Below are 24,723 nucleotides of genomic sequence, written 5' to 3'. Positions count from 1 at the left end.
TTTTAATCACCCCAATTTATAACCAATGCTTCTTTTAAAATATCTTCGATACTCCTTTCAGAATATTTTGAAATATCTATTAATTTAGTAATATAATTCATCTTTTTATTTTCAATTTGAAGCAAAGCGTTAAGATAAGAAATTTGTGCTTGATTGTATTGAGAATTTTCAACTAATCCCTTTTCATATCTTACTTTAGTATAATTCAAATTTTCTTCTTGATATTTTCTATTTGCCTCTAAAACTTCAAGTTCCTTTTTAATAAGTTCGAGTTCATCATTAAAAGATGAAATACTTTTTTCAATACTTTCTTTTAAATCTTCAAGGTTAATTTTTGAAATTTGCAGGTCAATTTCTTTTTGCCTTTTTTCAGATTCTGAGAGATAATCTTTTTCAACCATATATTCATCATATAAAATTTGATAATTTAATAACTGAACCTTATAATCAGGTAATTCCTCTACATTCGTAGTAATTTTTAAATCAATAAAATTGACATCAAGAGTAAAATTTTCATCAAAGTCAAAATATTTTCTAAAATCACTTAAACTATCTTCAAGATTTTTTTCTGCAAGCTTTAAATTATACTCGGCATTCTCCAAATCATATTCTGCCTTTAACCATTCTGCTTTAGAAATTAAGTTTTTTTCATACAACTCTTTTGAATTTTCATAACTGATCTTTGCATTTTCATACGAAAGCTTTTTTATCTGTAAATTTAGCTTATTAATGTTTAAAGAAAATAATATCGAAACAACAGACTTAAAAAAATTGCTTTCCCCATTTTGAAATTGTGAAAGTGCAGAATAATATTGAACCTCAGCACTTAATTTTGAAATGGTACTATCTGCAGTAATTTTTAAATTTTCATACTCAATCTTCTTTTTCTCAAAAGTCAAAGCGTTTGAAACATATGAATCTTTCTGTTTTAATCCCAAAATTATATCATCAGAAAGTGCAAATGAAAAAGAAACAAAAAACAGAACTAAAAACGATACCAATTTTTTCATCGTTTTCCCTCCTTTAAATTTGTTGTATAAATTATAACAAACAAACCTTAAAAAAAACTTAAAAAATAAAAAATAAAAAAAGAGAGCAGACTACTGCCTGCTCTCCTTGTCTGGTAGCGGGGGCAGGATTTGAACCTGCGGCCTTTGGGTTATGAGCCCAACGAGCTGCCAGACTGCTCCACCCCGCACCGTCTATATCTATTATAACAAAACTTCCATTTTTTTCAAGTGGTGCCGGGGATCGGACTCGAACCGACACGGAGGTGTAACCCCCAGCGGATTTTAAGTCCGCTGCGTCTCCCAATTCCGCCACCCCGGCGTCACCGTTTTCTATTCTATCATAAATTTTTAATTAGTCAATATCTTTTTTGAGATTCTCTTTAATTACTTACTAAAAAGATTTATTAATTCTTCTAAACTAATATTATTGTATAAATTCTGTTTTTTAGAAAGTTTATAACTTTCAAAGTGAAGTTTTACTCCCTTTAAATTTTCATACATCCATTTTCTTATCTCATTATACCTTCTCTCATTTATAAATTTTCTTCCATAAAATGGTGTGTTTTTCTTTGGAATCAAAGGATTAATACTTAAAGTAATAGACTTATATCCAAGCTTTTTTACCTTGTCAATAAAAGATTTAAGTTCATTAAAATCTTCATTATCTTCTTCATCAAAACCAACTATATAATAAAGCTTAACACTTGAAAAATTCTCCATTCTTCCCATCTCAAGAGCAGTTAACAATTCTTCTTCATTAAGATCTTTTAACATAACGTCTCTAATTTTTTGAGAAATACCTTCTGGTGCAATCGTGTATGTATTTTGACCACTTTCTTTTAAAAGCCTTAAAAGTCTTTTTGTAATCCCATCTGCTCTCATCGAAGAAACCGAAAATTTTATTTCATAGTATTCCAAAATATCAAGTAATTCATCAAGCCATGGATAATCTGTTATAGTTGCACTAATTATACCAATTGGATATTTTTCATCTTTTAATAAGTCTTTTATAAGTTCTGGTTTTACAAACTTTACAGGCTTTTTTGTATTTCCCATAACACAGAATTTACATCTTCTTATGCATCCACGTCCAATTTCTATAAGTCTTTTTTCTCCAAATTCTGAAAATCTAGTAATAATGTGTGAAGCAGGAAGCTTTTTTGATATATCAAAATTACTTAATGTGTAATTTTTTTGCTCATTAACTATTACATTATCAATTTTGTCTAAAAATTTTAATCCACTTTCCTTGTCCTTTAGCAAAATATTAATACCCTCTGAGATTTGCTCAACTTTATCCTCTAAATCTCCAATTACTATAACATCCGCAATAGGCTTTACAAGTTCAAGATTAAAAAACGTTATTGCTCCACCTATGATTATAGTAGGATGATTTTCATTTCTTTGATTTTTTAAAATTGGTATTCCCTGTTTTTTTAATATATCCACTATATTTTCAATATCAGGTTCAAAATGAAAAGAAAATAAAAAAACCTTATTTTCATCTAGTGGAGTAAAAGATTCTATTGAATAAAATTTTTTGAACCATTTTTCATAAAAATATCTTTCCACCGGGATATTGTATTCCCAAAATAGCTGCTGAACCCAACTCCAAGATAGTGAACTTGCAGCAACAGTATAATTATTCGGAAAAATTAAGGCAACCCCACGGTTGCCATTAATACTGTTTAATCTTATCTCAGAATCGCTAAATTTTTTTACATATGAATACTCTTTAAAATCATCACTCTTACGTGGTCTCCTCAACTGCTTTCCTCCTAAGATAATTTCTTGAAACTATAACTCGAGTAAACTCTACTTCCGCAACTTTTTTATTGTCTTTAGTAATCAAACCAGAAAAACTTATCATATTCCCATCTACCGACTTTACTCTTACTCCAACAACAAGCTTAGCTCCAATAACTACCGGCATATAATGTTTCACAGTAAACTCTGACACAACAGATATCAAATCCTCCGGCAAAAAATCTTTAACCATATCTGCACCAAGCTTAAAAGCCACACGAGCAAGACTAGAAGAAGAAACAAAATGATAATTTCTCATCTCATCATCTTCATCCCAAAGATAACTTTCATCAGGAGTAAAATCAATCGTCTTGCTTATCCCCTCTATCTTCCTCCACAAATCTTCCATCCCCCTTAACAAGAAGCTCTCTTAATTCTTCACCACTTATTTCTTCTCTTTCTAATAAGATTTCAGCTAATTCATCCATCTTTTTTCTATGTTTCATCAATATCTCTTTTGCCTTATTGTAGCATCTTCCAACAATATTTTGTATTTCACTATCAATCATTTTTGCAATTTCTTCACTATAATTTCTCATTCTTGCTATTTCTTTACCAAGAAAGACTTCTTGTTCCGTTTTTCCCCAAGCAAGTGGACCAAAATTTTCACTCATTCCAAGTTCACAAACCATTTTTCTTGCCATCTCAGTTGCACGTTCAATATCGTTTGCCGCACCACTTGTTACATCACCAAAGACAATTTCTTCTGCTGCCCTTCCACCTAAGAGAGCTGTTATATTGTCCAAAAGCTCATTTTTACTGATCAAATACTTGTCTTCTGCTGGTAAGTGTAAAGTAAAACCTAATGCTCTATGTCCACGTGGAATTATTGATATCTTGTGCACTGGATCTGAATTTGGAAGTTCCGTTCCAACTATAGCATGCCCAAGTTCATGATATGCTACTATTTTCTTTTGCTTTTCTGAAATAAGTCTTGATTTTCTTGCTGGTCCAGCTATTACTCTATCTATAGCCTCCTCAAAATCAGACATATTCATTTTATCTCTTCCATCCCTTGCAGCAAGAAGTGCTGCCTCATTTACAAGGTTTTCTAAATCAGCACCAACAAACCCTGTTGTTCTTTTTGCCAAAACCTTTACATCAACATCTTCACTTATTGGTTTTCCTCTTAAATGAATTTTTAAAATTTCTTCCCTTCCTTTTACATCTGGTGGATCAACTACTACCTTCTTATCAAACCTACCTGGTCTTAATAGTGCAGGATCAAGTATATCAGGCCTGTTTGTTGCAGCCATTACAACAATACCTTCTCTTACATCAAATCCATCCATCTCAACAAGTAGCTGGTTTAGCGTTTGCTCCCTTTCGTCATGACCTCCGCCAAGACCTGCTCCTCTATGTCTTCCAACCGCATCAATTTCATCTATAAATACTATACATGGTGCACTTTCCTTTGCTTTATTGAACAAATCTCTAACCCTTGCAGCACCGACACCGACAAATAACTCAACAAAATCAGAACCACTTATATGGAAAAATGGGACGTTGGCTTCACCTGCAACTGCTCTTGCAAGTAAGGTTTTACCAGTTCCCGGAGGCCCAACCAAAAGCACACCTTTTGGCATTCTTGCACCAATTTTGTTAAATTTAGTAGGATTTTTTAGAAATTCCACTATCTCTTGAAGCTCTTCTACAGCTTCATCAACACCTGCTACATCCTTAAAAGTTATTTTCTTTTTACCTGGCATTACTTTTTCTGCTCTGCTTTTTGTAAAGGTAAATGCCTGATTATTTCTACCACCAAGTCCTCTTATCAAAAATCCAAACATTACAAGCATTAAAACAAAAAATAGTAAATTACCCACAAGATTTACCCAGAACGAGCTGTCTACACCTTTTTCAGCAGTAACTCTTATCCCTTTTTCAACCATAGAGTTAATCAAATCAATATCATATTTCACCCAAGGAGCATAGACATTGTATCGCCTTCCTGAAATCGTTTTTAACAATACGTTTCCATCATCTTTAATAACTACCTCTGCAATATCCACCGAATCTGAATTTAATCTCTTAAGAAAATCGCTATAATGCATCGTTACATCTGATGAGGCTCCACCAAAAAATACACTTTCAAAAATCCAAAATAGGCTTAAAATAATCAACAACCCAATTATTATCGAACCAATTCCTCTATTCAAAACCAAAAACCTCCTTTCATTTCGACCTTAATTGATATTCCATTCTCTTCTTTTGATAAATAATCCCTATCAAGAAACACATTTGGAATATAAAATACATAACCATCTTCATCCACAAAAATAGGAATAATTCTTCTAATAAATGAAGGAACTTTTTTTTCTACAAATATTTCTTTTAATTTCTTACCTCCCTTTGTTTTATCTCCAAATCTATAATTTCTAATGGTTAGATTCATTTTCTTAAATATTATACCATTATTTCCAAATTTAACCACAAATGGTCCAAAATTAACATTATTTTGACAGTCCATACTACACTCATAGTTCATATGTTCTATAAATTTTCCCAAAACTCCATATCCATATGAAATTTCAACTCCATAATCCCCCCAAAAACTTATTTTAAAAGATGTCTTATAAAGATTCTTTTTTAATCTATCCAGCTTTTCCTTATCAGGGGCTCTTCCAAAGTGCTCCATTGTCTTTCTTCTTATAAATTCTACAAGAATATATTCATCTTTTGGTACTTTAAAAAATATTCTTCCTTCAAATTCAAATGTTTTGACATTTAACTTCTCTTCTACAAAACTATCCAGTTCCCATACATTTTCTACAAATCTTAACACAGCTTGTTCAAATAAGGGATTAATTTCTTTAAAAATAGGTATAATCTTATGCCTGATAAAATTCCTTGTATATTTTGTATCAAAATTTGTTTTATCAACCACAAACGGTATTTTGTTTTCAGTTGCAAATTGCTCGATTTCTTTTCTTTCAAAAAATAAAAGAGGACGTATTATATTCCCATTTCTAGGTTTCATCCCGTATATACCAAATGGGCCAGTACCACGTGCAAGTCTAAAAAGTACAGTTTCAGCTAGATCATTCAAATTATGAGCTGTTGCAATTTTATTTGCATTAATTTTCTCTGCAAGCTCATTCAAAAATTTATACCTCAACTTTCTTGCTGCCTCTTCTATAGATAATTTATTCTCTTTTGCATATAATGGAACATCAAACTCTTTTATAAAACATTCAACATTAAGTGATCGCGCCATATTATAAACAAATTTTACTTCTTCTTTCGACTCTTTTCTAATACCATGATCAACTGTTGCACAAAAAATACTAAATTTAAAATATTCTCTTATCTTAGCTAATAAGTTTAAAAGAACTGATGAATCAACTCCCCCAGAAACCGCAACTAGTATTCTGTCATTTTCTTCTATCAAATTATATTCCTCAATTTTTTGTATGAATTTCTCCAATAGTGTCAACATTCTTCACCTTCTTTCATTTGCCATTTTTCATATTAGTAGTGTATAATAAAATTGAAAAAAATAAAAGGAGGTTTTTCGATGAAAGAATTAATTAAAAAATTAACAGAAACTCACAGTCCAAGTGGAAGAGAACATCAAATAAGAGAAGTTATTCTCTCTGAACTCGAAGGTTTCATAGACGGATACGAAGTTGATAAACTTGGAAATCTTATTGTCTGGAAAAAAGGAACCTCTGATAAAAAGGTTCTTTTTGACGCACATATGGACGAAATAGGCGTAGTTGTTACAAACATCGATGATAACGGTTTTTTAAGAATTGACATGGTTGGTGGAGTTTCACCATATACAATATTACAATCTAAACTTAGATTTGGGGATATCATTGGAATTGTAGGAATTGAAGGTGAAACAGGCAGTGATATGATATCAAACATTAAAAATTTGTCTTTTGATAAATTATACGTAGATATTGGTGCAAAAAGTAAAGAGGAAGCAGAAAAAATTTGCCCAATCGGAACATTTGGAACTTTTGATGGATACTTTGTTGAACAAGGTGATTACTACATCTCAAAATCAATGGACGATAGAATAGGTTGCGCTGTAATCATAGAATTATTTAAAAAACTTAAAAATCCAAAAAATTCAGTATATGGTGTATTTGCTGTCCAGGAAGAAGTGGGATTAGTTGGAGCAACCGTTGCAGGTTATAATATTGATCCAGACGTTACTATTGCAATTGATGTAACTGCAGCTGGAGATACCCCAAAAGGATACAAAAGAGTCTCAATGAAACTTGGAAATGGTGCATGTATAAAAGTTAAAGATAACGCATCAATAAGTGACAAGAAAATAATAGATACTCTTAAAGATTTAGCAGAAAAAAATAAAATACCATATCAAATGGAAGTATTAATATTTGGTGGTACAGATGCAAGAGGATATCAACACACAAAAGCCGGGATACCAAGTGCAACAGTATCAATCGCAACTAGATATATACACACACAAAATGAAATGGTTCATAAAAAAGACGTTGAGGCAACAATCGATTTGCTATTAAAATACGCTGAGGAGGGCTTATAAACTGCCTAGAAAAAATTTCACACCGCTTGAATTTAAAATAATAAGCAGTATCATATTAGTTTTATCATTGCTCACTTTGCTTTTTTTAGCTTCAACAATATTTTTGTATGTAAAAAAAGCAGCTGTTAAAGTAGACGTAATTTACATTCCAAAACCTTTAGAATTAAATAAAGAAAATTCTGGAAGTGAAAAGCTTCCAGAATTTTCTTTGCCTTCAACTGAAACTATGATAAATTTTGAAGAATTTGACTATAACAAATTAATTGCCCATAGTATTGAAATATTGGAAAAAGGAACTGAAGTATCAACTTTTGTAGTTGACAAAGAAAACGCTCTTAAAATAGTAAATAAATACAAAAGTTTTCTTATAAATATCCTTTCAGAAAACGCCTATTTTGTGGTTTTACCAATAAAAGATGTAAAAATTCCTGGACTTATCCCTGGAAAAAGTGTGTATACTATTTTTCTTAAAACAGGAGAAAACCCGGAACAAATTTTTCAGGATATGATGACTTTAAAAGCAAATGCTTACGTATCATATTCAATGAGATTTAAAAGAAATAACAAAACTTTCTATACCCTATGTCTTGGAGCGTTCCCAGACATAGATACAGCAAAAGAATATTTTAATTCTCTTGATTTAGAAAAATTAAGAAGTTTAGTTGTAACCTACGGACCATATGTGGGAAAAATTACACCTTAAGGAGGAAAAAAATGAATCATATAGTGTTAGGACTAATTCAAGGATTAACAGAATTTTTACCTATTTCAAGTTCTGGGCATTTAACTTTATTTTCTTATTTATTTAATATTGAACCTAAAATTTCAAATTTTGCATTTTTGCACCTTGCAACCCTGGCTGCAATTATAATATTTGTCTGGAAAGAAATTGTTGAAATTTTAAAAGGGCTTTTTACACTAAAAAAAGAGTATTATTCATTAGTTTTAAAAATTATTATTTCAACTATTCCAGCTGCAATTTTTGGAGTTCTTTTTAATTCAACAATAGAAAATTCTTTTTCAAATCTAAAAATTATTTCTTTCTTTTTTCTGGTAACTGCAGCATCATTGTTTGTTTCAGACAAACTAAAAGGTAAAAAAGACTTTTTTAATATATCATACATTGATGCATTGGTAATAGGTTTATTTCAAATGATAGCAATTTTCCCAGGAATTTCAAGAAGCGGAATAACACTTTTTGGAGCATTAACCGTTGGTTTAGAGAGAGAAAAAGCACTAAAATATTCTTTTTTAATGGGAATTCCTGTAATACTTGGGGCCGGAATACTTGAAACTAGCAAAATCGAATTAAATAGTTACATCCTAATTTCTGGTCTTGTAGCATTTCTTTCAGGGTTGTTAAGTCTTCTAATTTTAAAAAAGCTAACTATATCTAAAAAATTAAAAATATTTTCATATTACTGTATATTAATAGCTATTATAGCATTTTTTGTGGGGTGAAATAAATGTTAAGAATCCATGCGGAACATCTTATTAGCCCTTCTGGGCAAGCACCAAAAAAAGGAAATGAAATGAAAAAAATTTTTGAAGCATTTGATGTAGACCTCATATTAAACAAGGGAAAAATAGTAGATATAAAAAAGCACAAAATAACTGATGATTTTACCATAAAAGCAAAACTTGTTACGCCTGCTTTTGTAGATGCTCATACGCATATTCCATTTTTTGGAAGTAGAGCAAAAGAATTTTATTTAAGAGCAAGAGGAAAATCCTATTCTGAAATCTTTGCAAACGGAGGAGGAATACATAGTAGTGTTAGAATGCTAAGAAATGCAACAATAGATGAAATTGTAAAGCAAAATCTAAAATATTTAAGCTTATTCAAAAGACATGGTATTGCAGCAGTTGAAGGAAAAAGTGGATATGGGCTTGAAAAGTTTTCCGAATTAAAGCAACTAAAAGCTATGAAAATTTTAAACGAAATACAGGATGTCAAAGTAATTCCTACTTTTTTGGGCTTGCACGCAATTCCTATTGATGCAAATAAAAAAGATTACATAGATGAAGTAAAAAAATGGCTTGATGATATCAAAGAATTTACCGATACAATAGATGTTTTCTGCGATAAAGGAGTCTTTTTACCACAAGATATTGAAGAATTTTTTGAATTTGCCAAAAATAAAGGTTTTAAAATTAGATTTCACGCAGATGAAATTGAAAACGTAGGTGCTGCAAAACTTGCTATTAAGCTTGGTGCAATATCTGCTGATCACTTACTAAAAATAAACGATGACGATATTTCTCAAATTGCAAATTCAAACACTGTCGCTACATTAATGCCTGGAACAAGTTTTTATCTGGGAGAAGATTTTGCACCAGCAAGAAAACTAATAGATAATGGCGCTGCAGTTAGTATTGGTTCTGATTTTAATCCAGGTTCGTGTCCTATATTTAATCCTGCATTTATCTTTCATCTTGCACTTAGATTTTTAAAAATGGAACCGGAAGAGATATTAACTGCATATACTCTAAATTCTTCGTACGTTTTGGGTATAGAAAACGGAAAAATTGAGCCCGGCTACAAATGTGACATTGCGATTTGGAATACAAATGAACTTTTGGACATTCCATACATGTTCGATCAAAATTTCTTAAGTGCAATAATAATTAACGGCAAGGTGACAATATATGAAAACATTTAAGAAAATTGATGTTTTTCTTATCCTTGCTGTCATATTAATAACCGTTTTTTTTGCTTTAAAAGCAAACAATAGAGAAGATGAAATATTTTTGGTAAAATTAGACGGAAAAATATATACTGAATTAAAAAAGCCTGGAGACTATCCGGTAAAAGATAAAGAAGGAAAAATATTAACTATAGTTCACTATGATGGTGAAAATGTTTGGGTTACAGATTCAACATGTCCCCTAAAAATTTGTGAAAAAACTGGGAAAATAAAAAGAGGAGGAAAAATAATTTGCGTTCCCAACAAGATAGTAATCGAGTCACAAACTCAAGAACTACAAACGTGGTAATCTATTCACTACTTATTTCCATTTCTTCGGTAATGTTTGTTGTTGAGCGCTTTATACCATATCCAGTTCCTGGAGGAAAATGGGGATTTTCAAATTTTGTTATTCTCTACACCGTTGTAAATATTGGACTTAGAGGTGGACTTCTTGTAGGAACACTTAAAACAATTATCGGCTCGCTCTTTTCAGGAATTTTATTTACACCACCTTTTTTCATGGGCTTTTTTGGAATAATATCTGCTGCAACTTTTGAATGGATATTTTCTAAAACAAAGTTCTTTAGCTACACAACTTTGAGTATCATTGGTATGATTAGTAATAACTTTGTTCAAGTTCTAGTTGGAAGTTTTTTAATAAAAAGTAGAGCAATTTTTTCCTTTTTACCTTTGATGATAGGATTAGGACTAATTTCTGCAATTATTAATGCATATCTTGCAAAAAAAATGGAGGAAATAATTGATGAAAATAATTTTGGCCTCAAAATCTCCAAGAAGGATTGAGTTATTAAAATTACTAAAAATAGATTTTGAAGTTATATCTTCAAATATAGACGAAAATATTAGCGAAAAAGATCCTAAACTTTTAGCCGAAAAATTATCATACTTAAAAGCAATGAGCATAAAAAAAGATGGCGTAGTTCTTGCTGCAGATACTGTAGTAACACTCGACAAAGAAATATTTGGAAAACCAAGAGATTATAAAGATGCCTTTAGAATGCTTAAAAGTCTATCAGGAAAATGGCATACTGTAATTACTGGAGTTACAATTAAATTTAAAGATGAAGTTATTACTTTCTCTGAAAAAACAAATGTAAAATTCAAAAATCTTTCAAAAGAATTAATTGAATTTTATATTAATACTGCAAAACCTTTTGATAAAGCTGGTGGGTATGGAATTCAAGAACTTGGAAGTGTTTTGGTAGAAAAAATTGAAGGTGATTATTTTAATGTAGTTGGGCTTCCCATTTCAAAAGTTTGGGATATTTTATGGGATAGGGGGATGATAGATGCTTCCAAGGGAGAAATTAATAAATGAAGGTGTCGAAAATCTAAGCACAGAAGAACTACTGGCTATACTTTTAAGAACAGGGACAAAAGACTTAGATGTTTTAAAACTTTCAAAAAACCTTTTTGAAACTTTTGACAAGAGCTTGAAAAAAATTAGTACCGCTTCAATTGATGAGCTGTGCAAAGTAAAAGGTCTTGGAACAGTTAAAGCAGTTACTATACTAGCTGCAATGGAACTTTCAAAAAGATATCTTTTGGAAGATAGAAAAGGAAAATTTCTAAATTCTCCAGAGCTTATATACGAGCATTGCCTTGACATGAAGCACTTTGAACAAGAAGTTGTTAGAGTTATATCTTTAAATTCAAAACTATACGAAATCTCCACCAAAGATATAACAATTGGCCTCACAGATACAAGTCTTGCACACCCAAGAGAAATATATCGTGAAGCAATTAAAAACTCTGCTAGCTATGTTGTGGTAGTACATAACCACCCTTCTGGTGATGTTAGACCAAGTAAAGAAGACAGAGAAGTTACTTTAAAAATTAAAAAGGCTGGAGAAATAATTGGAATTAAACTGCTTGATCATGTTATAATTGGCAATGGATTTTATAGCTTTAAACACAATAAACTATTGTGAGGTGTAAGTGCATGAACAATAACGATGACAAATTAAAGAATATATTAAAGCTAAAAGAAGAATTGGAAAAAGATTTAATAAAAAAAGGAAAAATAAAAAACAAGTCAGAACAAAAATCAAGAAAAGTTCAGGATCTAGAACAAATGAAGATCATAAAAGAAAAAATCATAAAAGAAGCAAATCTTGCCGCTGATAAAACTTTGTCAATATTTGATATTAATTCACAAGATTATGATTCTTCAGTAATGGACGTTATAAAAACATTAAGAAAATTTCTTATAAATGAAAATTCTCCTGAAAAAAGAACATTATTCTTAGCAATATTAAATATTCTAGAAGGTAATTTTGAAAAAAATAAAACCTTACTAGAAAATCAAACTGATGTTATTTTTAAGTATAACTATCTTCTCTCTAGAATGTATAACCGCGAAGATGTAATAAAAGAAATTATACAATTTGTTAAAAATTTTCCAGATTCAATATACCCATATCTCCTTCTACTAGAATATTATCTAATAGAAGGTAATTTTTCAAACTTTTCTAAAATATTATCTTTAATTTCAAAAATAGATGACTTTTTCAAAATTATTTATCAGGTTTATACAAATACTTTAGAAGATGTTGGAATCGTTAAAAATGCAGTATTACACAAAAAATTTACTGAACTTTTGTTATACATAATAAAGCAGAAAAGTTTGGAAACAGAAAATACGAAAAGCTATTGTCTAAATGTTAACTACAGTAAAAAAGAGGGAACAATTCCAAATCCAAAAGAGTATTGTATAAAAGCTAATTTTGCACAAGCTGCGTGGAGCATAGTTAATAATAGAAAATTTGACGAATCAAAACTCAAGATCTTTGAAAAAACTCCAGAATATAATCTTTTTTATGGTTTTTATTATTTAAATAACCATGAATTAGAAAACGCTAAAAAATATTTTGAAAAGTTTGAAAACCAAGTTGAAAATGTATCAGTCAAAATTATTGCAAAAACAATTTCATACATTGGTATGAGACAATTCTATCAAAATATAAAAAGCAACATTTTTAAGGAAGAAAGAGGAAAAATATTAGAAGTTATAAATAATTATCCTTTACATGACTTCATTGTTGAATATTTTGACCCTGAGATTGTTAGACTTCTTTTTGCAGAAAAACATTGTTGTATAGTCTATGGAGGAAATAAATGCTAAAACAAAAATTTATTATCTTTTTATTGCTCTTTTCAAGTATTTACTTTTCAGAATTTATTTTTTACTCTTCAAATAATTTTGAAAATAATTTTGAAAATAAATTTTCAATTAATATTATGTGCTCATTTTCTAATTGGAGTAATGGCTTTGTTGTTTTCCATGGAGATGGAAATGGTTATCCAACAAATCCAGCAGAAAACGTTTTTTATTTGTTTGATAATATAAAACCATTTTTAGAAATAAGTCTTTTCTACAATTTTCAAAATCTTGTATTGTACACAAATATTCCTTTTCAAAAAGAAATCATCTCAAAAGTAAAAGATCCTTCTACCAATTTTTTCTTGGTAGATGGAAAGCCTACTTTTGATATGAATGGCCCTGAAAATTTTCTACTAGGTTATATATCTGATAATATTTTCATTGGAATTGGAAGGTTCCCATTGCATTGGGGAGATTCAAAATATCCTATTTCAATATCAGATACAACTTTCCAAGACAATATCACTTTTTCAACTAAAAATAATTTTTTCAAATATACATACCACTTGATATCTTCCTATCCACTACTATCATCATATGAACAAGAAGTTCAAAGAAAATATTTTGAAAAACATACTCCATCAACAAATTTCTTTGAACCTGTAAAAACTATCGCCGCTCACAGATTCGACTTTTTCATAGACAATTTTAGAATTGGAATCGGTGAAATAAATGTAGTTGGTGGAAAAATTCCTGACATAATTGACATAAATCCTTTAATGTTTTTCCATAATACTTACGGTGAAGGCTATTCAAACGTATTATCTTCAATTGATTTTAATGTAAAAGTTAGTAATATTTCAATTTACGGTGAATTTTGTCTTGATGATATTAATGGCCCAACCGAAGTTGGAAAAAATTATAAATCAGATGCATACGGATACAATTTTGGAATGTCTCTAGACTATAAGTCATTTAATGTATGGATTGAGTATGACTTTACAACTGAATGGATGTACATAACAAATTATTTGCCATATTTAAGGGTTAATGTTAGACACTTTTACATAGATAATAATTCTTCCCCATCAAGAAGTTTGATGGACTATCCTCTTGGCTTTAGATATGGACCTGATGCTACTATGATTAGTCTGGGCTTTTCTTTTTCAAAGAACGATTTTAAAATTTCAACAGAATACAATTTTCTAGTAAAGGGTATGGTAATAGATGATAGTAGTGGAAAAATTAGGTGGAAATGGTTTTGGGATAGCTGGAGTGGAAATGTTAACCCCACACCAGAATCTTCTGTAATAAATACTTTTGATCAAGTTTATAACATTTTTAGCATTGAATTTAGTTATAAATTTTTATCATTTAAAAGTTTATTTATAGATAAAAACTATTTTATTTCTTTACAAGTCAATTTTTAACAAAAGGAGGAATTAGATGCTTTTTACTGTTTCTTTTTACATATTAAACATACTAATAAGTCTTATAATTGTTCTTTTTGGAAAATACAAAAACGAAAAAAGAACAAACTATTTGCACGAAAATAGAGATCCTGAGTATAATCCACTTGTTACAGTAATAATCCCTACATATAACGAAGAAGATGTAATTGAAAATACAATAAAAACAGTTGAAAAAAGTAGCTACAAGAACATCGAAATAATAGTTGTAGATGATAACTCAAAAGACAATACATTTAAAATTGCAAAAAGTCTTGAAAAAATTTATCCAAACCTTAAAGTTATTCAAAAAAAAGGAAAAAAAGGAAAACCTCAATCAATAAATGAAGCTATGGAATTTGCAAAAGGTGAAATAATTCTTTTAATAGATGCCGATGCAAGAATTCCGGAAAACTATATTTCATCGCATATATTTTGTTTTTCAAATAACAACGTAAATATGATTTTCACAAATTTTGAACCTTACAATTTCAAATTTAAACCAGTGTATATAATTCAAGAATTATACTTTAACTTTGTAAAAGCAATATTTTATTCAAACATATTTGTTAAGATGATATTCATGGGAAATGGAGTGTTTTTTAGAAGAACTCTCTTAGAAAAAATACTTCCAATAGATCCTGACACTCTTGTAGATGATTTTAGTATGGCAACAAAACTTTCTAAAATGAAAGTAAAAGAATATTATTCAACATATCCTTTTATAAAAATTCAATATGCAACTAACTTTAAAGATCTATGGAACCAACATAAAAGATGGTATGTTGGTGGATTCAGAGAAATGTTCAAAAGATTAAAAGAAGGAAATATTGCATTTCTATTCTACTATCTTCTTGTAGGTTTAATTGTTTTCTTACCAATCATCTCTATAGTATTAGACATTTTATTTAAAATAGGTATGTTAAAAATCACTGCTGGCTTTATTATTGCTGTTTACATACTCATGTGGGTTAGCTCACTTGATAGCCGACAATTTGGGATATTTTCTTTTCCTTATTCTTTTTTATTTGTCCCACTATTAATAGTATTTGAGTATTTAGTTCTTTTATTAAGCTACATTATCGGACCTTTTAGTAAAGCTGTTGAATGGTACAAAGTAAAAAGAGTTAAAGGATAAAGGTGGTATAATGAAAATTTCGATAATCGTACCAGTTTTAAACGAAGAAAAAATTTTGGAAAATACCTTAAAAAGTATTATAAATCAATCCTACAAAAATTTCGAATTAATAGTTGTCGACAATGGAAGTACTGATAGATCAGTTGAAATAGCATCCAAGTACACTAATAATGTTTTGTTTGAATCAAAAAAGGGATCAATTCATGCAATGTCTAAAGGATTTAAAAATGCAACAGGTGATATACTTGTAACCTGCGATGCAGATAGTATATATCCTGAAAACTATTTAGAAAAAATAGTAAAATCCTTTATGAGAGACAGTAAAGTTTGCGCTGTCTATGGTCCATTTTCGTTAATTGAAGAAAACAAGTTCAAAAATTTCTTTACTATATTAACCTACATATTATTAGATTTTCTATCAAGATTATTTACAAAAACCTACATAGTTGGTGCGGCAAATTTTGCAATAAAGAAAGAAGCATATGAAAAAGTTGGAGGCTATGATACTAAAAGTAATCTTGCTTCCCAAGATTTTAGGCTTGCAAAAAAGCTTTCTAAGGTTGGAAAAGTAAAATTTGTTCCATCACTAATAGTTAAAACTTCAAATAGGCGGTTAAAGGAAGAAGGATTCTTTAAATCAATGAAAAAAGCATTTAAATTTTGGGCAGATGTTGCTTTTAATCTAAATAAAATAAAATATGATAACTACTATAGTAAGGAATATTACAAAAAGAAAGGAGTAAAAAATGACAAATAAAGATAAAAAAATGATTACATTTGGAATTATCCTTTCAATAATAATCTCTGGAATAGTAATATTTTTCTATAGTTTTTCGCTTAACAAAAACATCTTATTGAGTATTTTTTCAAAGCTATCATTTGAAAAAATACTTTTCTCAGCTATACTTATGATCTTAAGTTTTGTTTTTGATGGAATAAAACATTATATTGTTTTTAAAAGTCTAAATCAAAAAATTTCACTAATTTCGTCTATAAACTCTTGTTTTGTAACAGGATATTTTTCTGCTGTTACTCCTTTTTCTGTTGGCGGTCAGCCATTTCAAATTTATTATCTAAATAAAAAGGGAATTAAATCAACATATGCTACACAAGTAGTATTTTTAAGGCTTTTCGAGATGATCTTACTAATGTTTCTCGTTGATCTTACCTATATATTCATTTTGAAAAATAACGTTATTGGAATTTCAAGAAGTATTATAACTTTAGGTTTAATTCTAACATTGCTTTCTTCAACTGTTATTTTATTTAGCATATTATTTCCGAAAATATTTATAAAAATTCTGGAAGTTTTCAAAAAATCTAAGTTTTTAAACAAATTTATAAAATTTGAAAAATTAGAAAATTGGTTTATAGAATTAGATGAAACTATAAGATACATTCTTAAAAATCATAAATTACTTATTGCAATAGATTTTGTCATGATGTTTGCATTACTAATTTTTCAAAGTTATGTTTTTTACTATTCTATAAACATATTCACAGAGCTCAACATTCCATTTCTACACTTTTTTTCAATTGTAAATATAATAAACGCTGTAGCATTTTTAGTTCCAACCCCTGGTGCAAGTGGAAGCTTTGAAATAATTTACTCTCATGTTCTTTCCTCATTCTCAAAAAAGCCATCATTAATTGTCAATGGTGTTTTATATTTTAGATTTCTCTCATATTACCTTGTAATACTCATTGGAACATTGGTCCTCATTAAATTTGTAAAAATAAAAGAAAACAATTAACCTATCCTTTCTTATCAATACTACTCAAATAAATAAAAATACTAACAAACCACGAAACAAGCAAGCCTATTGAAACAAGCTCTCCAAATTCCTTTAAAAGTTCTCCTTGCGCTAAAATAAAACTTCCAAATGCAATTATTGTAGTCAAAACAGAAATAGTTACAGCCTTTTCTGTCTTCATAATACTATCTCTTCCATGAAGTATGCTGTGTGATAAATGAACCATACTATCTACACCAATTCCAAGAAAAATTGGAATTATTAAAAGATTCAAAAACGTCAAATCTATTTTTAAAGCCACATAACCTATACCAATAGTAGCTAATATTGAAAGAACAACATAGAAAGTCACTTTCAAAGACTTTAAAAAGCTTCTTAAATCAATCAAAAGCGTAATTATTATCGCTAAAAACACAAAATATACAGCTTTACTTGTTGAATTAACCAAATAAACCATTACTTTGTAAAATAATGCTGGATAGCCAAATACCTTTTTTCCTTTAAGTTCTTCATCAAAAATCTTTTTTAAGTTGTTATCTCTCCACAATGAAACTTTTTCTTTAGCATAAAGCAAATAATATCTAGTATTATTTGTATCGTAGAAAAATAATGCCGGAATATCTTTTTCTATACTTGAAATAACATCATCGTATGTTTTAGCTGTTCTTAGCAAACTCAAAGTTTCTAAGAGACTATTATACAAACCATACTTTTTAAATACTACATCTAATATAGGCTCATTTATAACCTTGTAAACAGTCTCATAAAAACTCGGCCTTATTTCTTCCAGTTTTTCAGGCTCTTCAACAAACGAAAGTAATGAAAAAGTATTTGAAAAATACTTAGAATTTTCTATCTCATTTTTAATTTCTTTCAACTCATCTATACTCTTTGCAGCAATTACAATTTGTCCAACACCAAATTCTCCAAACTTTTCTTCTGCAATTTCAAGAGCTTTAACAGCTTCAGAATTTTCTGGTACAAGTCCTGGTGGAGTATAGGAAAAATTTTTTACAGCAAGGTATGAAAATGCTGAAAAAATAATAACTGCAAACCACACAAGTACTTTTATAGGTTTTATTCTTCTAAGTAACTCTAAAAAACTTGAAAAGTATTCTTTTTTAGGAATATTTATACTTTGTTTAAACCTTGAATAAAAAGCAGGAACTAGAAAGTTCATATAAATAAAAAATATCATTACACCTATTCCAGAAGATATTCCCATTTCCTGTAAAGGCTTTGAAGGACTGAGAGCAAGTGCTAATAAAGCAATAGAAGTAGTTATTGCAGAGACAAATGAAGGAGTAAAATTTTCCTTGAAAGCTTCAACAATGCTTTCATTTGTCTTTCCATATATTCTCAAATTCTCATGTATTTTTGCAGTTATATGAATACCATAATCAATTCCAAGTCCAAGAAGCATTGCGTTTACAAAAGAAGTAATAATATTAATTTGCTTAAAAAGTAATACTATAATTCCAAGACTTGTACCCATGGCAAGTATCATCGAATAAAACATGAATAACATAGTCTTAGAACTACCGTATGAAATTAATAATAGAAGCGATATACCAACAAGCGAAACAATTGTTGTAATTTGAAAGTCTTTTGTTACTTGCTTATTCCCTATAAAATTATTCATTGCAGAACCACTAAATAGAATATTTGCTTCAAACTCTTTTGACAATTTACTAGCTATATTTTTTAAATCTGGAATTGCTTTGTTTAGAAAATCAATATCCGTTACGGGCTTGCTCATGGAAAAATTCATTAATATTACATTTCCATCATTCGATATTAAATAGTATTTTTTTATACCACTTCTTGACAAAAAACTATTAGCATATTCCGACACCGTAGAAATAGCTATTCCCAAGTTTCTCCAAAATCTAAAATCTATAGCAGACCTTGGTTCAACATTTATGACTGCATTATAGTAATTTAAAACATTAGTCAAACTATTTTCATCAATAGTGAAAATTCCATATTTTAGCATCGTTTCAGGATCGTCAAATGCTTCTGCCTTTGATATATACGGTGTTTCTTCAAATGCATCCTTTAATTTTTCAACAAACTCATTTACATTGATCTTTTTATTTTCCAATTCAATAACTAAAAGCAAGGTATTTGAAACAACTTTTTCATTTGTAAATTTAACCATATCTTTAAACTCCGGTATTTTTTCTGGAGCAAGCTCAGTAAGTTCCGCATTAACTTTTAAATTCAATAAGCTATATATCCCAAATAATAGACCAATTAGTGATAGTATAAGAATAAAAAGAGAGGACTTCTTTAATAAAAACTTTGCAAATCTTTCAATCAATTATTTCACCCCCAAAATAAAGAGCGAAAATGAAAAAAGTCTTAATAAGGTTATATATTTTCTTGAATCATATTCAAGATTATAATAGTTTGAAAACAAAAAGGGAATAAAATACGAAAACCTTGAATCAATCAAAATATGAAAATAAATTCCTATTGTAAAAAACAAATAGCATAATAGTGGAGTAAATGAATAAATCCACAATCTTGAAATTTCAGAAAATAAAAATTGCTTACCTTTTATAGATGAAAACAAACTTAAAACTAAAAAGTAAAAAATAAAAAATTTTACTACAAAGGGTGATAAAGTAAAATAATTTACACGCAATATAAACGACGAAAAAACATACACAATCAAAAACTCCAAAAAGACTATTAACTTATACTTTTCATTCTTCATGAATTTTCACTCCATACTTTTTTAATAACTCAATGGAAATAGGATTTAAATCTTCTGGATCTAAAAACATCTTCTTGCCTTTTAAAGAGTAAAACAATATTTTTCCAAATTTTTCATCGCTTTTTGCAACTTCCACAATCGGTATGTAATAAAAAATGATATCTTTAAACCTCAAGACTTCAATTTCAGAAGTTCCCCACCAATATTTCTTAGATATTGTTTTCTCAAAATAGTCTACATTAAAAACCTTTAAAAAATACTTAACTTCATCAAGTTTTTGTATACTTTCAACTAAGAAAGGACTTTTACCATATATTTTTGTTTCAGACAAAATCTTCTGCAAAATAAGCTGTTTTTTTAAATTAGAAAAAAATTTGCTATAAGGATTAGTAAAATAAAAATAAGGTGGAGATTGTATCTCTACAATCTCCATATTTTTCTGATATACAAATGCAATAGTTAAAATCAAAGCCAAATTTATTAAAGTAATTAAAAACGCAACAAATGCTATTTTCATCTTTTTTCAATAAAGTACTGAATTGCTCTTTTTATATAAGGATCATCTAAATTTACATCAGTAATTTCTTTTGTATAGTCCACCACTTCTTCTTCATGTGCAACATTATCTGTTGCTTCTTGTGTTACATAAATGTTTGGCTCAATACCAACCCTGTGAATATCATTCCCACTTGGAGTTTTATAATGTGCAATTGTAATAAACAATACTCCACCATTACTTAGTGGAAAACCCTGTTGAACTGAACCCTTTCCAAATGTCTTTTGACCTATAACTACCGCTCTATTATTTTCTTTTAATGCTCCCGTAACAATTTCCGAAGCTGAAGCTGAACCACCATTAACAAGAACAGCTACTGGAACCTTTGGAAAGTCATTTCCTTTACTTACGTAGCGCTCTATACTTCCAACTCTTGGTTCTACTGTAACCACCAATTTCCCAGCATCTAAAAACATACTTGCAACATCAATAGCACTATCTAAATAACCTCCAGGATTATCCCTTAAATCAAATATTAACGCTACAACACCTTTTTCATAAATTTTGTTTAATGCTTCTTCAAGTTTCTTAGAAGATGGTTGATTAAACTGTGTTAGTCTTACATAACCTATCCTTCCTATTTGAGTTTCCACAAAACCGTATTTTACAGGAGTAATCTTTATTATTTCTCTTGTGATTTCAAATTCCAAAACTTCTTCTCCTCGCAAAATTGTAAGCTTAACCTTTGTTCCAGGTTCTCCTCTCATCCTATTAACAGCTTCAATATAACTCATTTCTTGAACCGAACTTCCATCAACACTAATTATTAAATCTCCAGCTTTTAAACCAGCTCTCCAGGCAGGTGTACCATACATAGGACTTATTATCTTTATTGCCTTGCTATCTGCATCGTATGTAACTTCAATTCCAAGCCCACCATATTCACCTTTATTTTCAATCTCTTTTTCTTCATATACATCTTTGTTGTAATAATAGCTAAAATCATCACCTAATCCTTTAACAAGACCATCTATACCATAATCAATTACTTTATTAATATCTGCTTTATCAATTTCATAATAGTAATTTAATATATAATAAAGGGTTTCTGCAAGTGGTGTCAGATTATCCTGAAAATTTTTATCCGTTGTAGCACCCGATAAAACAATAGTACCAACCAAAATAGATATAATAACAGCAGTTATAATTATAAAATTCTTCTTTTTCATTTAATACACCTCCTACTTTTTAAGAACCTTAGTGGCAAACACCAAATACGTTGTATGAGCCACCATTCTATCGAAAGGTCTCAACCTTTCAGGATTTGGCTTATATCTTCTCATAAGATTTTCCCAAACTTCTACATCTATAAAAGGATATTCATATAGTTTTTCCAAAACCTCTTGAACTTGATTTGTAGTAGGGCAGATTATTCCCATCTTTCCTCCACCTTTTAATGCTTGCCAACATTGCTCAATATAATTGTGCGGATCAGGAACATCCAACATTAAAGCGTCAACATTTACTTCATCAAAACCTCCTGAAATATCCCTTAATTTTAGCTCAACATTGTCTATTAATCCCCAATATTCTAAATTCTTCTTAGCTAAGTTGTAAAAATCTTCTCTTCTTTCATATCCATATACTTTCCCATCTTTTCCAACAATTCTTGCAAAAGCCCCACACATCGCTCCACTACCAACACCTGTATCAATAACTCTATCGCCAGGTTTAATATCAAGTTTAAACAAAATATATGATGCATCTTTAGGGTATATAATTTGAGTTCTTCTTTTCATATTAAAAATAAGATCAATATAAGTTGGCTTTAAAATATAAAAGACCCTATTATTTTTTCCAAAGACAATTGTATCTCCATATTCCTTTCCTATAAGCTCATCCATATCAACATGTCCAAGATGTGTCCCTTTCTTTTTACCAGCCTCAACTGTGATAATAATCTTACTTCCATCATCTCCATACAGTAAAACCTTATCTCCTTCTTTAATCAATATATATTCCTCCCTAAAATTCTATTTTATAACCAATCTCTAAAGGGATTGTCCCAATTTTTTCATTTTCAATATAATATACAGCATATGAAAAGCCCACAAAAAAGTTTTTAAAATAATACCTTACTCCAGCCAAAACTGAATAGCCAATAGAATTAAGTTTAAAATCACTAGAAAACACTGCCCCACCTTTTCCATAAGTTGTAAAAATACCAAACGATGTCTTAATATTATATTTTCCAAAACTTTGTAATACAAAATTATTTGTTCCTATATAACCAAGAGATATCCCAAATTCTGTATCATTATTTACAGTTAGTGGAAAATCTAAAAAGACACTATAAAAACTGCTAGTATTTGAAGAATCTATTGTAACATTCCATCCAGCATATGGTTCAAAATCAAAAGAAAAAGCTAAAGATGCAAGTATAACTAACAAGAAAAAGTATAACTTTTTCATAAAATCATCCCCCTATTTCATTCTTTAACTGCTGAATTTTTTCTGTATCAATGTAAATCCTTTCAAATGTACTATCTCCAACTGTTATACTCAAAGGACGCTTGGTTAGTGTTGGAATATCTTTAAATCTTACACTGAAATTGCCAAGGGAATAAATTAACTTAGCGATTGAAGGAGCATTTAAAGTAGTTTCAGGCCTTAATTCTTTTAAAATCGAATTCAATTTAAAGAAATCAAATATTTTTAATCCTCTCTCACTCAATACATTAAATAATTCATCAAAACTACTTGCATTTACATTGAGCTTTTTTGCAGCACTTGCAATCTTTCCAGTGTCAACTACTACATAATATTTATAATTGGAATCTACATTGAACATTTCACCAAGTATTTTTAAAGCAAGTATTGGACTTGAAAAATTAATTTCCTGTTTTTTTTCTGGATCAAATGTGTGATTTTTTATCTTTAAAATATTGACTGTTCTTTTTGAACCATTAACAACAACATAAAAACCTTCCTCATTGGATTTGTCAATGAACAAATATTGACTTACATAAGAAAGATTAAATTCCTCATTATTTTTAACGGAATAAATTTTCCAAAAAAATGCTCCTATAATCCCTGCTATTATAACTAAAGTAAGCACTATCCAAATCCATCCGGTATTTCTTCTCCTTCTTCTCATATTGAACCTCCCTTTCTCTTCCTTATCAATTCATTCCAGGATTCTATGCTTTCTTTTAAAATAAATAAATTCCTCTCAATAGCATAAATTAACTTGTTCCTAAGAACCTCAAAATATCCCATTTCAATATCTTTAAATGCTATTTCTCTTAATTTATTAACATTTGGATAGTTTCTTGTCTCTTCCAATGAATCAGCTAAAAATAAAAGCTTTCCATATATTCCAAAATTCTTATAACCAGATGTATGATATCTAACGGCATCTAAAAGCTCTTCATCATCAACATTAAATCTAAATCTTAAAAACTCAGCAGCAAGTTTGCCATGAAGCAATATTGGATGTAATTTTTCTTCATCAGTTAAAGATAAATTATACCCTCTTGCAAGTTTTAAAAGTTTTCTTTGATTGATATCTCTAAAAATGTCATGTGCATATCCAATAAATTCTGCAATATTTTCATCTAACCCATGAACTCTTGCAAGAGTTTTTGCAAACTTTGCAGTTCCTTCAACATGTAAAAGCCTATCTTTGCTAACAAGCAAATTTACTACATTCTTTATTTCATCTATATCTACTATCAATCATACACCTCCTTGTAGACATTTTCAACTGTATAATACCTTTCAATATACTCAACAATACTTTCAATACTTTTATATGCATGAGATTTATTTATACTTACCAAAGAAATACCCAACGTAATAAAATCTTTTGAATCCTGGTCGGCAATTTCTACAACAGAAATATTAAAATTACTTCTTAAATCATTTATTAGTCTTTTAACAATTGATCTTTTCTCTTTTAAAGATTTAATACCAAATATTCGTAAAGTAATCTCCAAATAACTAGCAGACAT

27 protein-coding genes and 2 tRNA genes are annotated in these 24,723 nt (G+C 29.4%); 13 read left to right on the top strand and 16 right to left on the bottom strand.

Annotated features, from left to right (window positions below; all coding sequences use genetic code 11):
* Positions 1–2: 2 nt before the first annotated feature.
* From OB7_RS00705 to tilS, 7 genes are all read right to left on the bottom strand, one after another.
* Positions 3–1,010 carry a TolC family protein gene (locus tag OB7_RS00705; RefSeq protein WP_114702234.1) on the bottom strand — a complete coding sequence of 336 codons (1,008 nt, stop codon included), beginning with the start codon at positions 1,008–1,010 and terminating at the stop codon, positions 3–5.
* Between the two features lie 111 nt (positions 1,011–1,121).
* Positions 1,122–1,198 (bottom strand) — tRNA-Met (locus OB7_RS00700).
* Between the two features lie 41 nt (positions 1,199–1,239).
* Positions 1,240–1,329, bottom strand: a tRNA-Leu gene (locus OB7_RS00695).
* 65 nt (positions 1,330–1,394) lie between these two features.
* The gene (locus OB7_RS00690) at positions 1,395–2,777 is read right to left on the bottom strand and encodes a B12-binding domain-containing radical SAM protein (protein WP_114702233.1); all 1,383 of its coding nucleotides are present in this window, start codon (positions 2,775–2,777) and stop codon (positions 1,395–1,397) included.
* The gene (locus OB7_RS00685; protein ID WP_249030975.1) at positions 2,761–3,165 is read right to left on the bottom strand and encodes a thioesterase family protein; all 405 of its coding nucleotides are present in this window, start codon (positions 3,163–3,165) and stop codon (positions 2,761–2,763) included. Before OB7_RS00685 ends, OB7_RS00690 begins: the two co-directional genes overlap by 17 nt.
* Positions 3,119–4,975: an ATP-dependent zinc metalloprotease FtsH gene (ftsH, locus tag OB7_RS00680; RefSeq protein ID WP_004104198.1), complete on the bottom strand. Its 1,857-nt coding sequence runs from the start codon at positions 4,973–4,975 to the stop codon at positions 3,119–3,121. The genes OB7_RS00685 and ftsH overlap by 47 nt, the downstream gene beginning before the upstream one ends.
* Entirely contained in the window at positions 4,972–6,255 is a 1,284-nt protein-coding gene (gene tilS, locus OB7_RS00675) for a tRNA lysidine(34) synthetase TilS (RefSeq protein WP_114702232.1), read from the bottom strand. Before tilS ends, ftsH begins: the two co-directional genes overlap by 4 nt.
* Positions 6,256–6,333: 78 nt before the next feature.
* On the opposite strand from tilS, the gene OB7_RS00670 reads away from it, so the two are divergent.
* The 13 genes from OB7_RS00670 (at position 6,334) to OB7_RS00610 (ending at position 17,492) form a co-directional block, all read left to right on the top strand.
* On the top strand, positions 6,334–7,338 hold the full coding sequence (locus OB7_RS00670; protein ID WP_114702231.1) for a M42 family metallopeptidase: 1,005 nt from the start codon (positions 6,334–6,336) through the stop codon (positions 7,336–7,338).
* A 67-nt stretch (positions 7,339–7,405) separates the two neighbouring features.
* Entirely contained in the window at positions 7,406–8,041 is a 636-nt protein-coding gene (locus tag OB7_RS00665) for a hypothetical protein (protein WP_114702230.1), read from the top strand.
* 11 nt (positions 8,042–8,052) lie between these two features.
* Entirely contained in the window at positions 8,053–8,799 is a 747-nt protein-coding gene (locus tag OB7_RS00660) for an undecaprenyl-diphosphate phosphatase (RefSeq protein ID WP_114702229.1), read from the top strand.
* 5 nt (positions 8,800–8,804) lie between these two features.
* Positions 8,805–10,001, top strand: coding sequence for an imidazolonepropionase (gene hutI, locus OB7_RS00655; RefSeq protein ID WP_004104207.1), 1,197 nt, complete (start codon positions 8,805–8,807; stop codon positions 9,999–10,001).
* Positions 9,988–10,335 (top strand): NusG domain II-containing protein, encoded by a 348-nt coding sequence (locus tag OB7_RS00650; RefSeq protein ID WP_004104209.1) that lies wholly within the window; start codon positions 9,988–9,990, stop codon positions 10,333–10,335. Before hutI ends, OB7_RS00650 begins: the two co-directional genes overlap by 14 nt.
* Entirely contained in the window at positions 10,278–10,832 is a 555-nt protein-coding gene (locus OB7_RS00645) for a Gx transporter family protein (RefSeq protein ID WP_232618068.1), read from the top strand. The genes OB7_RS00650 and OB7_RS00645 overlap by 58 nt, the downstream gene beginning before the upstream one ends.
* Positions 10,792–11,367 (top strand): Maf family protein, encoded by a 576-nt coding sequence (locus tag OB7_RS00640; RefSeq protein WP_004104215.1) that lies wholly within the window; start codon positions 10,792–10,794, stop codon positions 11,365–11,367. Before OB7_RS00645 ends, OB7_RS00640 begins: the two co-directional genes overlap by 41 nt.
* Positions 11,339–11,980, top strand: coding sequence for a RadC family protein (gene radC, locus OB7_RS00635; protein ID WP_004104216.1), 642 nt, complete (start codon positions 11,339–11,341; stop codon positions 11,978–11,980). The genes OB7_RS00640 and radC overlap by 29 nt, the downstream gene beginning before the upstream one ends.
* Positions 11,981–11,991: 11 nt before the next feature.
* Complete coding sequence (locus tag OB7_RS00630; RefSeq protein WP_114702228.1) at positions 11,992–13,173, top strand: hypothetical protein; 1,182 nt, start codon at positions 11,992–11,994, stop codon at positions 13,171–13,173.
* The gene (locus tag OB7_RS00625) at positions 13,167–14,582 is read left to right on the top strand and encodes a hypothetical protein (RefSeq protein WP_114702227.1); all 1,416 of its coding nucleotides are present in this window, start codon (positions 13,167–13,169) and stop codon (positions 14,580–14,582) included. The genes OB7_RS00630 and OB7_RS00625 overlap by 7 nt, the downstream gene beginning before the upstream one ends.
* A 16-nt stretch (positions 14,583–14,598) precedes the next feature.
* Positions 14,599–15,738, top strand: coding sequence for a glycosyltransferase family 2 protein (locus tag OB7_RS00620; RefSeq protein ID WP_114702226.1), 1,140 nt, complete (start codon positions 14,599–14,601; stop codon positions 15,736–15,738).
* A gap of 10 nt (positions 15,739–15,748) precedes the next feature.
* The gene (locus OB7_RS00615) at positions 15,749–16,495 is read left to right on the top strand and encodes a glycosyltransferase family 2 protein (protein WP_114702225.1); all 747 of its coding nucleotides are present in this window, start codon (positions 15,749–15,751) and stop codon (positions 16,493–16,495) included.
* Positions 16,485–17,492 carry a lysylphosphatidylglycerol synthase transmembrane domain-containing protein gene (locus tag OB7_RS00610; protein ID WP_114702224.1) on the top strand — a complete coding sequence of 336 codons (1,008 nt, stop codon included), beginning with the start codon at positions 16,485–16,487 and terminating at the stop codon, positions 17,490–17,492. The genes OB7_RS00615 and OB7_RS00610 overlap by 11 nt, the downstream gene beginning before the upstream one ends.
* Before the next feature lies 1 nt (position 17,493).
* Here the strand turns inward: OB7_RS00610 and OB7_RS00605 are convergent, their stop codons facing one another.
* Genes OB7_RS00605 through OB7_RS00565 form a run of 9 tightly spaced genes read right to left on the bottom strand, consistent with a single transcriptional unit; the run spans position 17,494 to position 24,723 of the window.
* The gene (locus OB7_RS00605; RefSeq protein WP_114702223.1) at positions 17,494–19,815 is read right to left on the bottom strand and encodes an efflux RND transporter permease subunit; all 2,322 of its coding nucleotides are present in this window, start codon (positions 19,813–19,815) and stop codon (positions 17,494–17,496) included.
* Entirely contained in the window at positions 19,816–20,214 is a 399-nt protein-coding gene (locus OB7_RS00600; RefSeq protein WP_004104223.1) for a hypothetical protein, read from the bottom strand. It lies immediately after the preceding gene.
* Positions 20,204–20,731: a hypothetical protein gene (locus OB7_RS00595; RefSeq protein ID WP_004104229.1), complete on the bottom strand. Its 528-nt coding sequence runs from the start codon at positions 20,729–20,731 to the stop codon at positions 20,204–20,206. Before OB7_RS00595 ends, OB7_RS00600 begins: the two co-directional genes overlap by 11 nt.
* Complete coding sequence (locus OB7_RS00590) at positions 20,728–21,939, bottom strand: S41 family peptidase (RefSeq protein WP_114702222.1); 1,212 nt, start codon at positions 21,937–21,939, stop codon at positions 20,728–20,730. The genes OB7_RS00595 and OB7_RS00590 overlap by 4 nt, the downstream gene beginning before the upstream one ends.
* A gap of 12 nt (positions 21,940–21,951) precedes the next feature.
* Positions 21,952–22,722: a tRNA (adenine-N1)-methyltransferase gene (locus OB7_RS00585; protein WP_114702221.1), complete on the bottom strand. Its 771-nt coding sequence runs from the start codon at positions 22,720–22,722 to the stop codon at positions 21,952–21,954.
* Between the two features lie 13 nt (positions 22,723–22,735).
* A complete protein-coding gene (locus OB7_RS00580) occupies positions 22,736–23,182 on the bottom strand; it encodes a hypothetical protein (protein WP_004104238.1) in 447 nt (148 codons plus the stop codon).
* A gap of 4 nt (positions 23,183–23,186) precedes the next feature.
* Positions 23,187–23,867: a hypothetical protein gene (locus OB7_RS00575; protein WP_004104240.1), complete on the bottom strand. Its 681-nt coding sequence runs from the start codon at positions 23,865–23,867 to the stop codon at positions 23,187–23,189.
* On the bottom strand, positions 23,864–24,448 hold the full coding sequence (gene yqeK / locus OB7_RS00570) for a bis(5'-nucleosyl)-tetraphosphatase (symmetrical) YqeK (RefSeq protein WP_004104242.1): 585 nt from the start codon (positions 24,446–24,448) through the stop codon (positions 23,864–23,866). The genes OB7_RS00575 and yqeK overlap by 4 nt, the downstream gene beginning before the upstream one ends.
* On the bottom strand, positions 24,445–24,723 hold the full coding sequence (locus tag OB7_RS00565) for a DUF503 domain-containing protein (protein WP_004104243.1): 279 nt from the start codon (positions 24,721–24,723) through the stop codon (positions 24,445–24,447). Before OB7_RS00565 ends, yqeK begins: the two co-directional genes overlap by 4 nt.

The organism is Thermosipho africanus Ob7 (assembly GCF_003351105.1).
In the GTDB taxonomy this organism is placed as follows: domain Bacteria; phylum Thermotogota; class Thermotogae; order Thermotogales; family Fervidobacteriaceae; genus Thermosipho; species Thermosipho africanus.
Note: the sequence above shows the minus strand (reverse complement) of the source record. Positions and strands in the feature narration are given on the sequence as shown.

Excerpts from the sequence above, each read along its gene's own strand:
- OB7_RS00705 (WP_114702234.1), bottom strand. The coding sequence starts at position 1,010 with ATGAAAAAATTGGTATCGTTTTTAGTTCTGTTTTTTGTTTCTTTTTCA.
- OB7_RS00685 (WP_249030975.1), bottom strand. The coding sequence starts at position 3,165 with ATGGAAGATTTGTGGAGGAAGATAGAGGGGATAAGCAAGACGATTGAT.
- tilS (WP_114702232.1), bottom strand. The coding sequence starts at position 6,255 with ATGTTGACACTATTGGAGAAATTCATACAAAAAATTGAGGAATATAAT.
- OB7_RS00670 (WP_114702231.1), top strand. The coding sequence starts at position 6,334 with ATGAAAGAATTAATTAAAAAATTAACAGAAACTCACAGTCCAAGTGGA.
- OB7_RS00660 (WP_114702229.1), top strand. The coding sequence starts at position 8,053 with ATGAATCATATAGTGTTAGGACTAATTCAAGGATTAACAGAATTTTTA.
- hutI (WP_004104207.1), top strand. The coding sequence starts at position 8,805 with ATGTTAAGAATCCATGCGGAACATCTTATTAGCCCTTCTGGGCAAGCA.
- OB7_RS00650 (WP_004104209.1), top strand. The coding sequence starts at position 9,988 with ATGAAAACATTTAAGAAAATTGATGTTTTTCTTATCCTTGCTGTCATA.
- OB7_RS00640 (WP_004104215.1), top strand. The coding sequence starts at position 10,792 with ATGAAAATAATTTTGGCCTCAAAATCTCCAAGAAGGATTGAGTTATTA.
- radC (WP_004104216.1), top strand. The coding sequence starts at position 11,339 with ATGCTTCCAAGGGAGAAATTAATAAATGAAGGTGTCGAAAATCTAAGC.
- OB7_RS00630 (WP_114702228.1), top strand. The coding sequence starts at position 11,992 with ATGAACAATAACGATGACAAATTAAAGAATATATTAAAGCTAAAAGAA.
- OB7_RS00625 (WP_114702227.1), top strand. The coding sequence starts at position 13,167 with ATGCTAAAACAAAAATTTATTATCTTTTTATTGCTCTTTTCAAGTATT.
- OB7_RS00620 (WP_114702226.1), top strand. The coding sequence starts at position 14,599 with ATGCTTTTTACTGTTTCTTTTTACATATTAAACATACTAATAAGTCTT.
- OB7_RS00615 (WP_114702225.1), top strand. The coding sequence starts at position 15,749 with ATGAAAATTTCGATAATCGTACCAGTTTTAAACGAAGAAAAAATTTTG.
- OB7_RS00610 (WP_114702224.1), top strand. The coding sequence starts at position 16,485 with ATGACAAATAAAGATAAAAAAATGATTACATTTGGAATTATCCTTTCA.
- OB7_RS00600 (WP_004104223.1), bottom strand. The coding sequence starts at position 20,214 with ATGAAGAATGAAAAGTATAAGTTAATAGTCTTTTTGGAGTTTTTGATT.
- OB7_RS00595 (WP_004104229.1), bottom strand. The coding sequence starts at position 20,731 with ATGAAAATAGCATTTGTTGCGTTTTTAATTACTTTAATAAATTTGGCT.
- OB7_RS00590 (WP_114702222.1), bottom strand. The coding sequence starts at position 21,939 with ATGAAAAAGAAGAATTTTATAATTATAACTGCTGTTATTATATCTATT.
- OB7_RS00580 (WP_004104238.1), bottom strand. The coding sequence starts at position 23,182 with ATGAAAAAGTTATACTTTTTCTTGTTAGTTATACTTGCATCTTTAGCT.
- OB7_RS00575 (WP_004104240.1), bottom strand. The coding sequence starts at position 23,867 with ATGAGAAGAAGGAGAAGAAATACCGGATGGATTTGGATAGTGCTTACT.
- OB7_RS00565 (WP_004104243.1), bottom strand. The coding sequence starts at position 24,723 with ATGTCTGCTAGTTATTTGGAGATTACTTTACGAATATTTGGTATTAAA.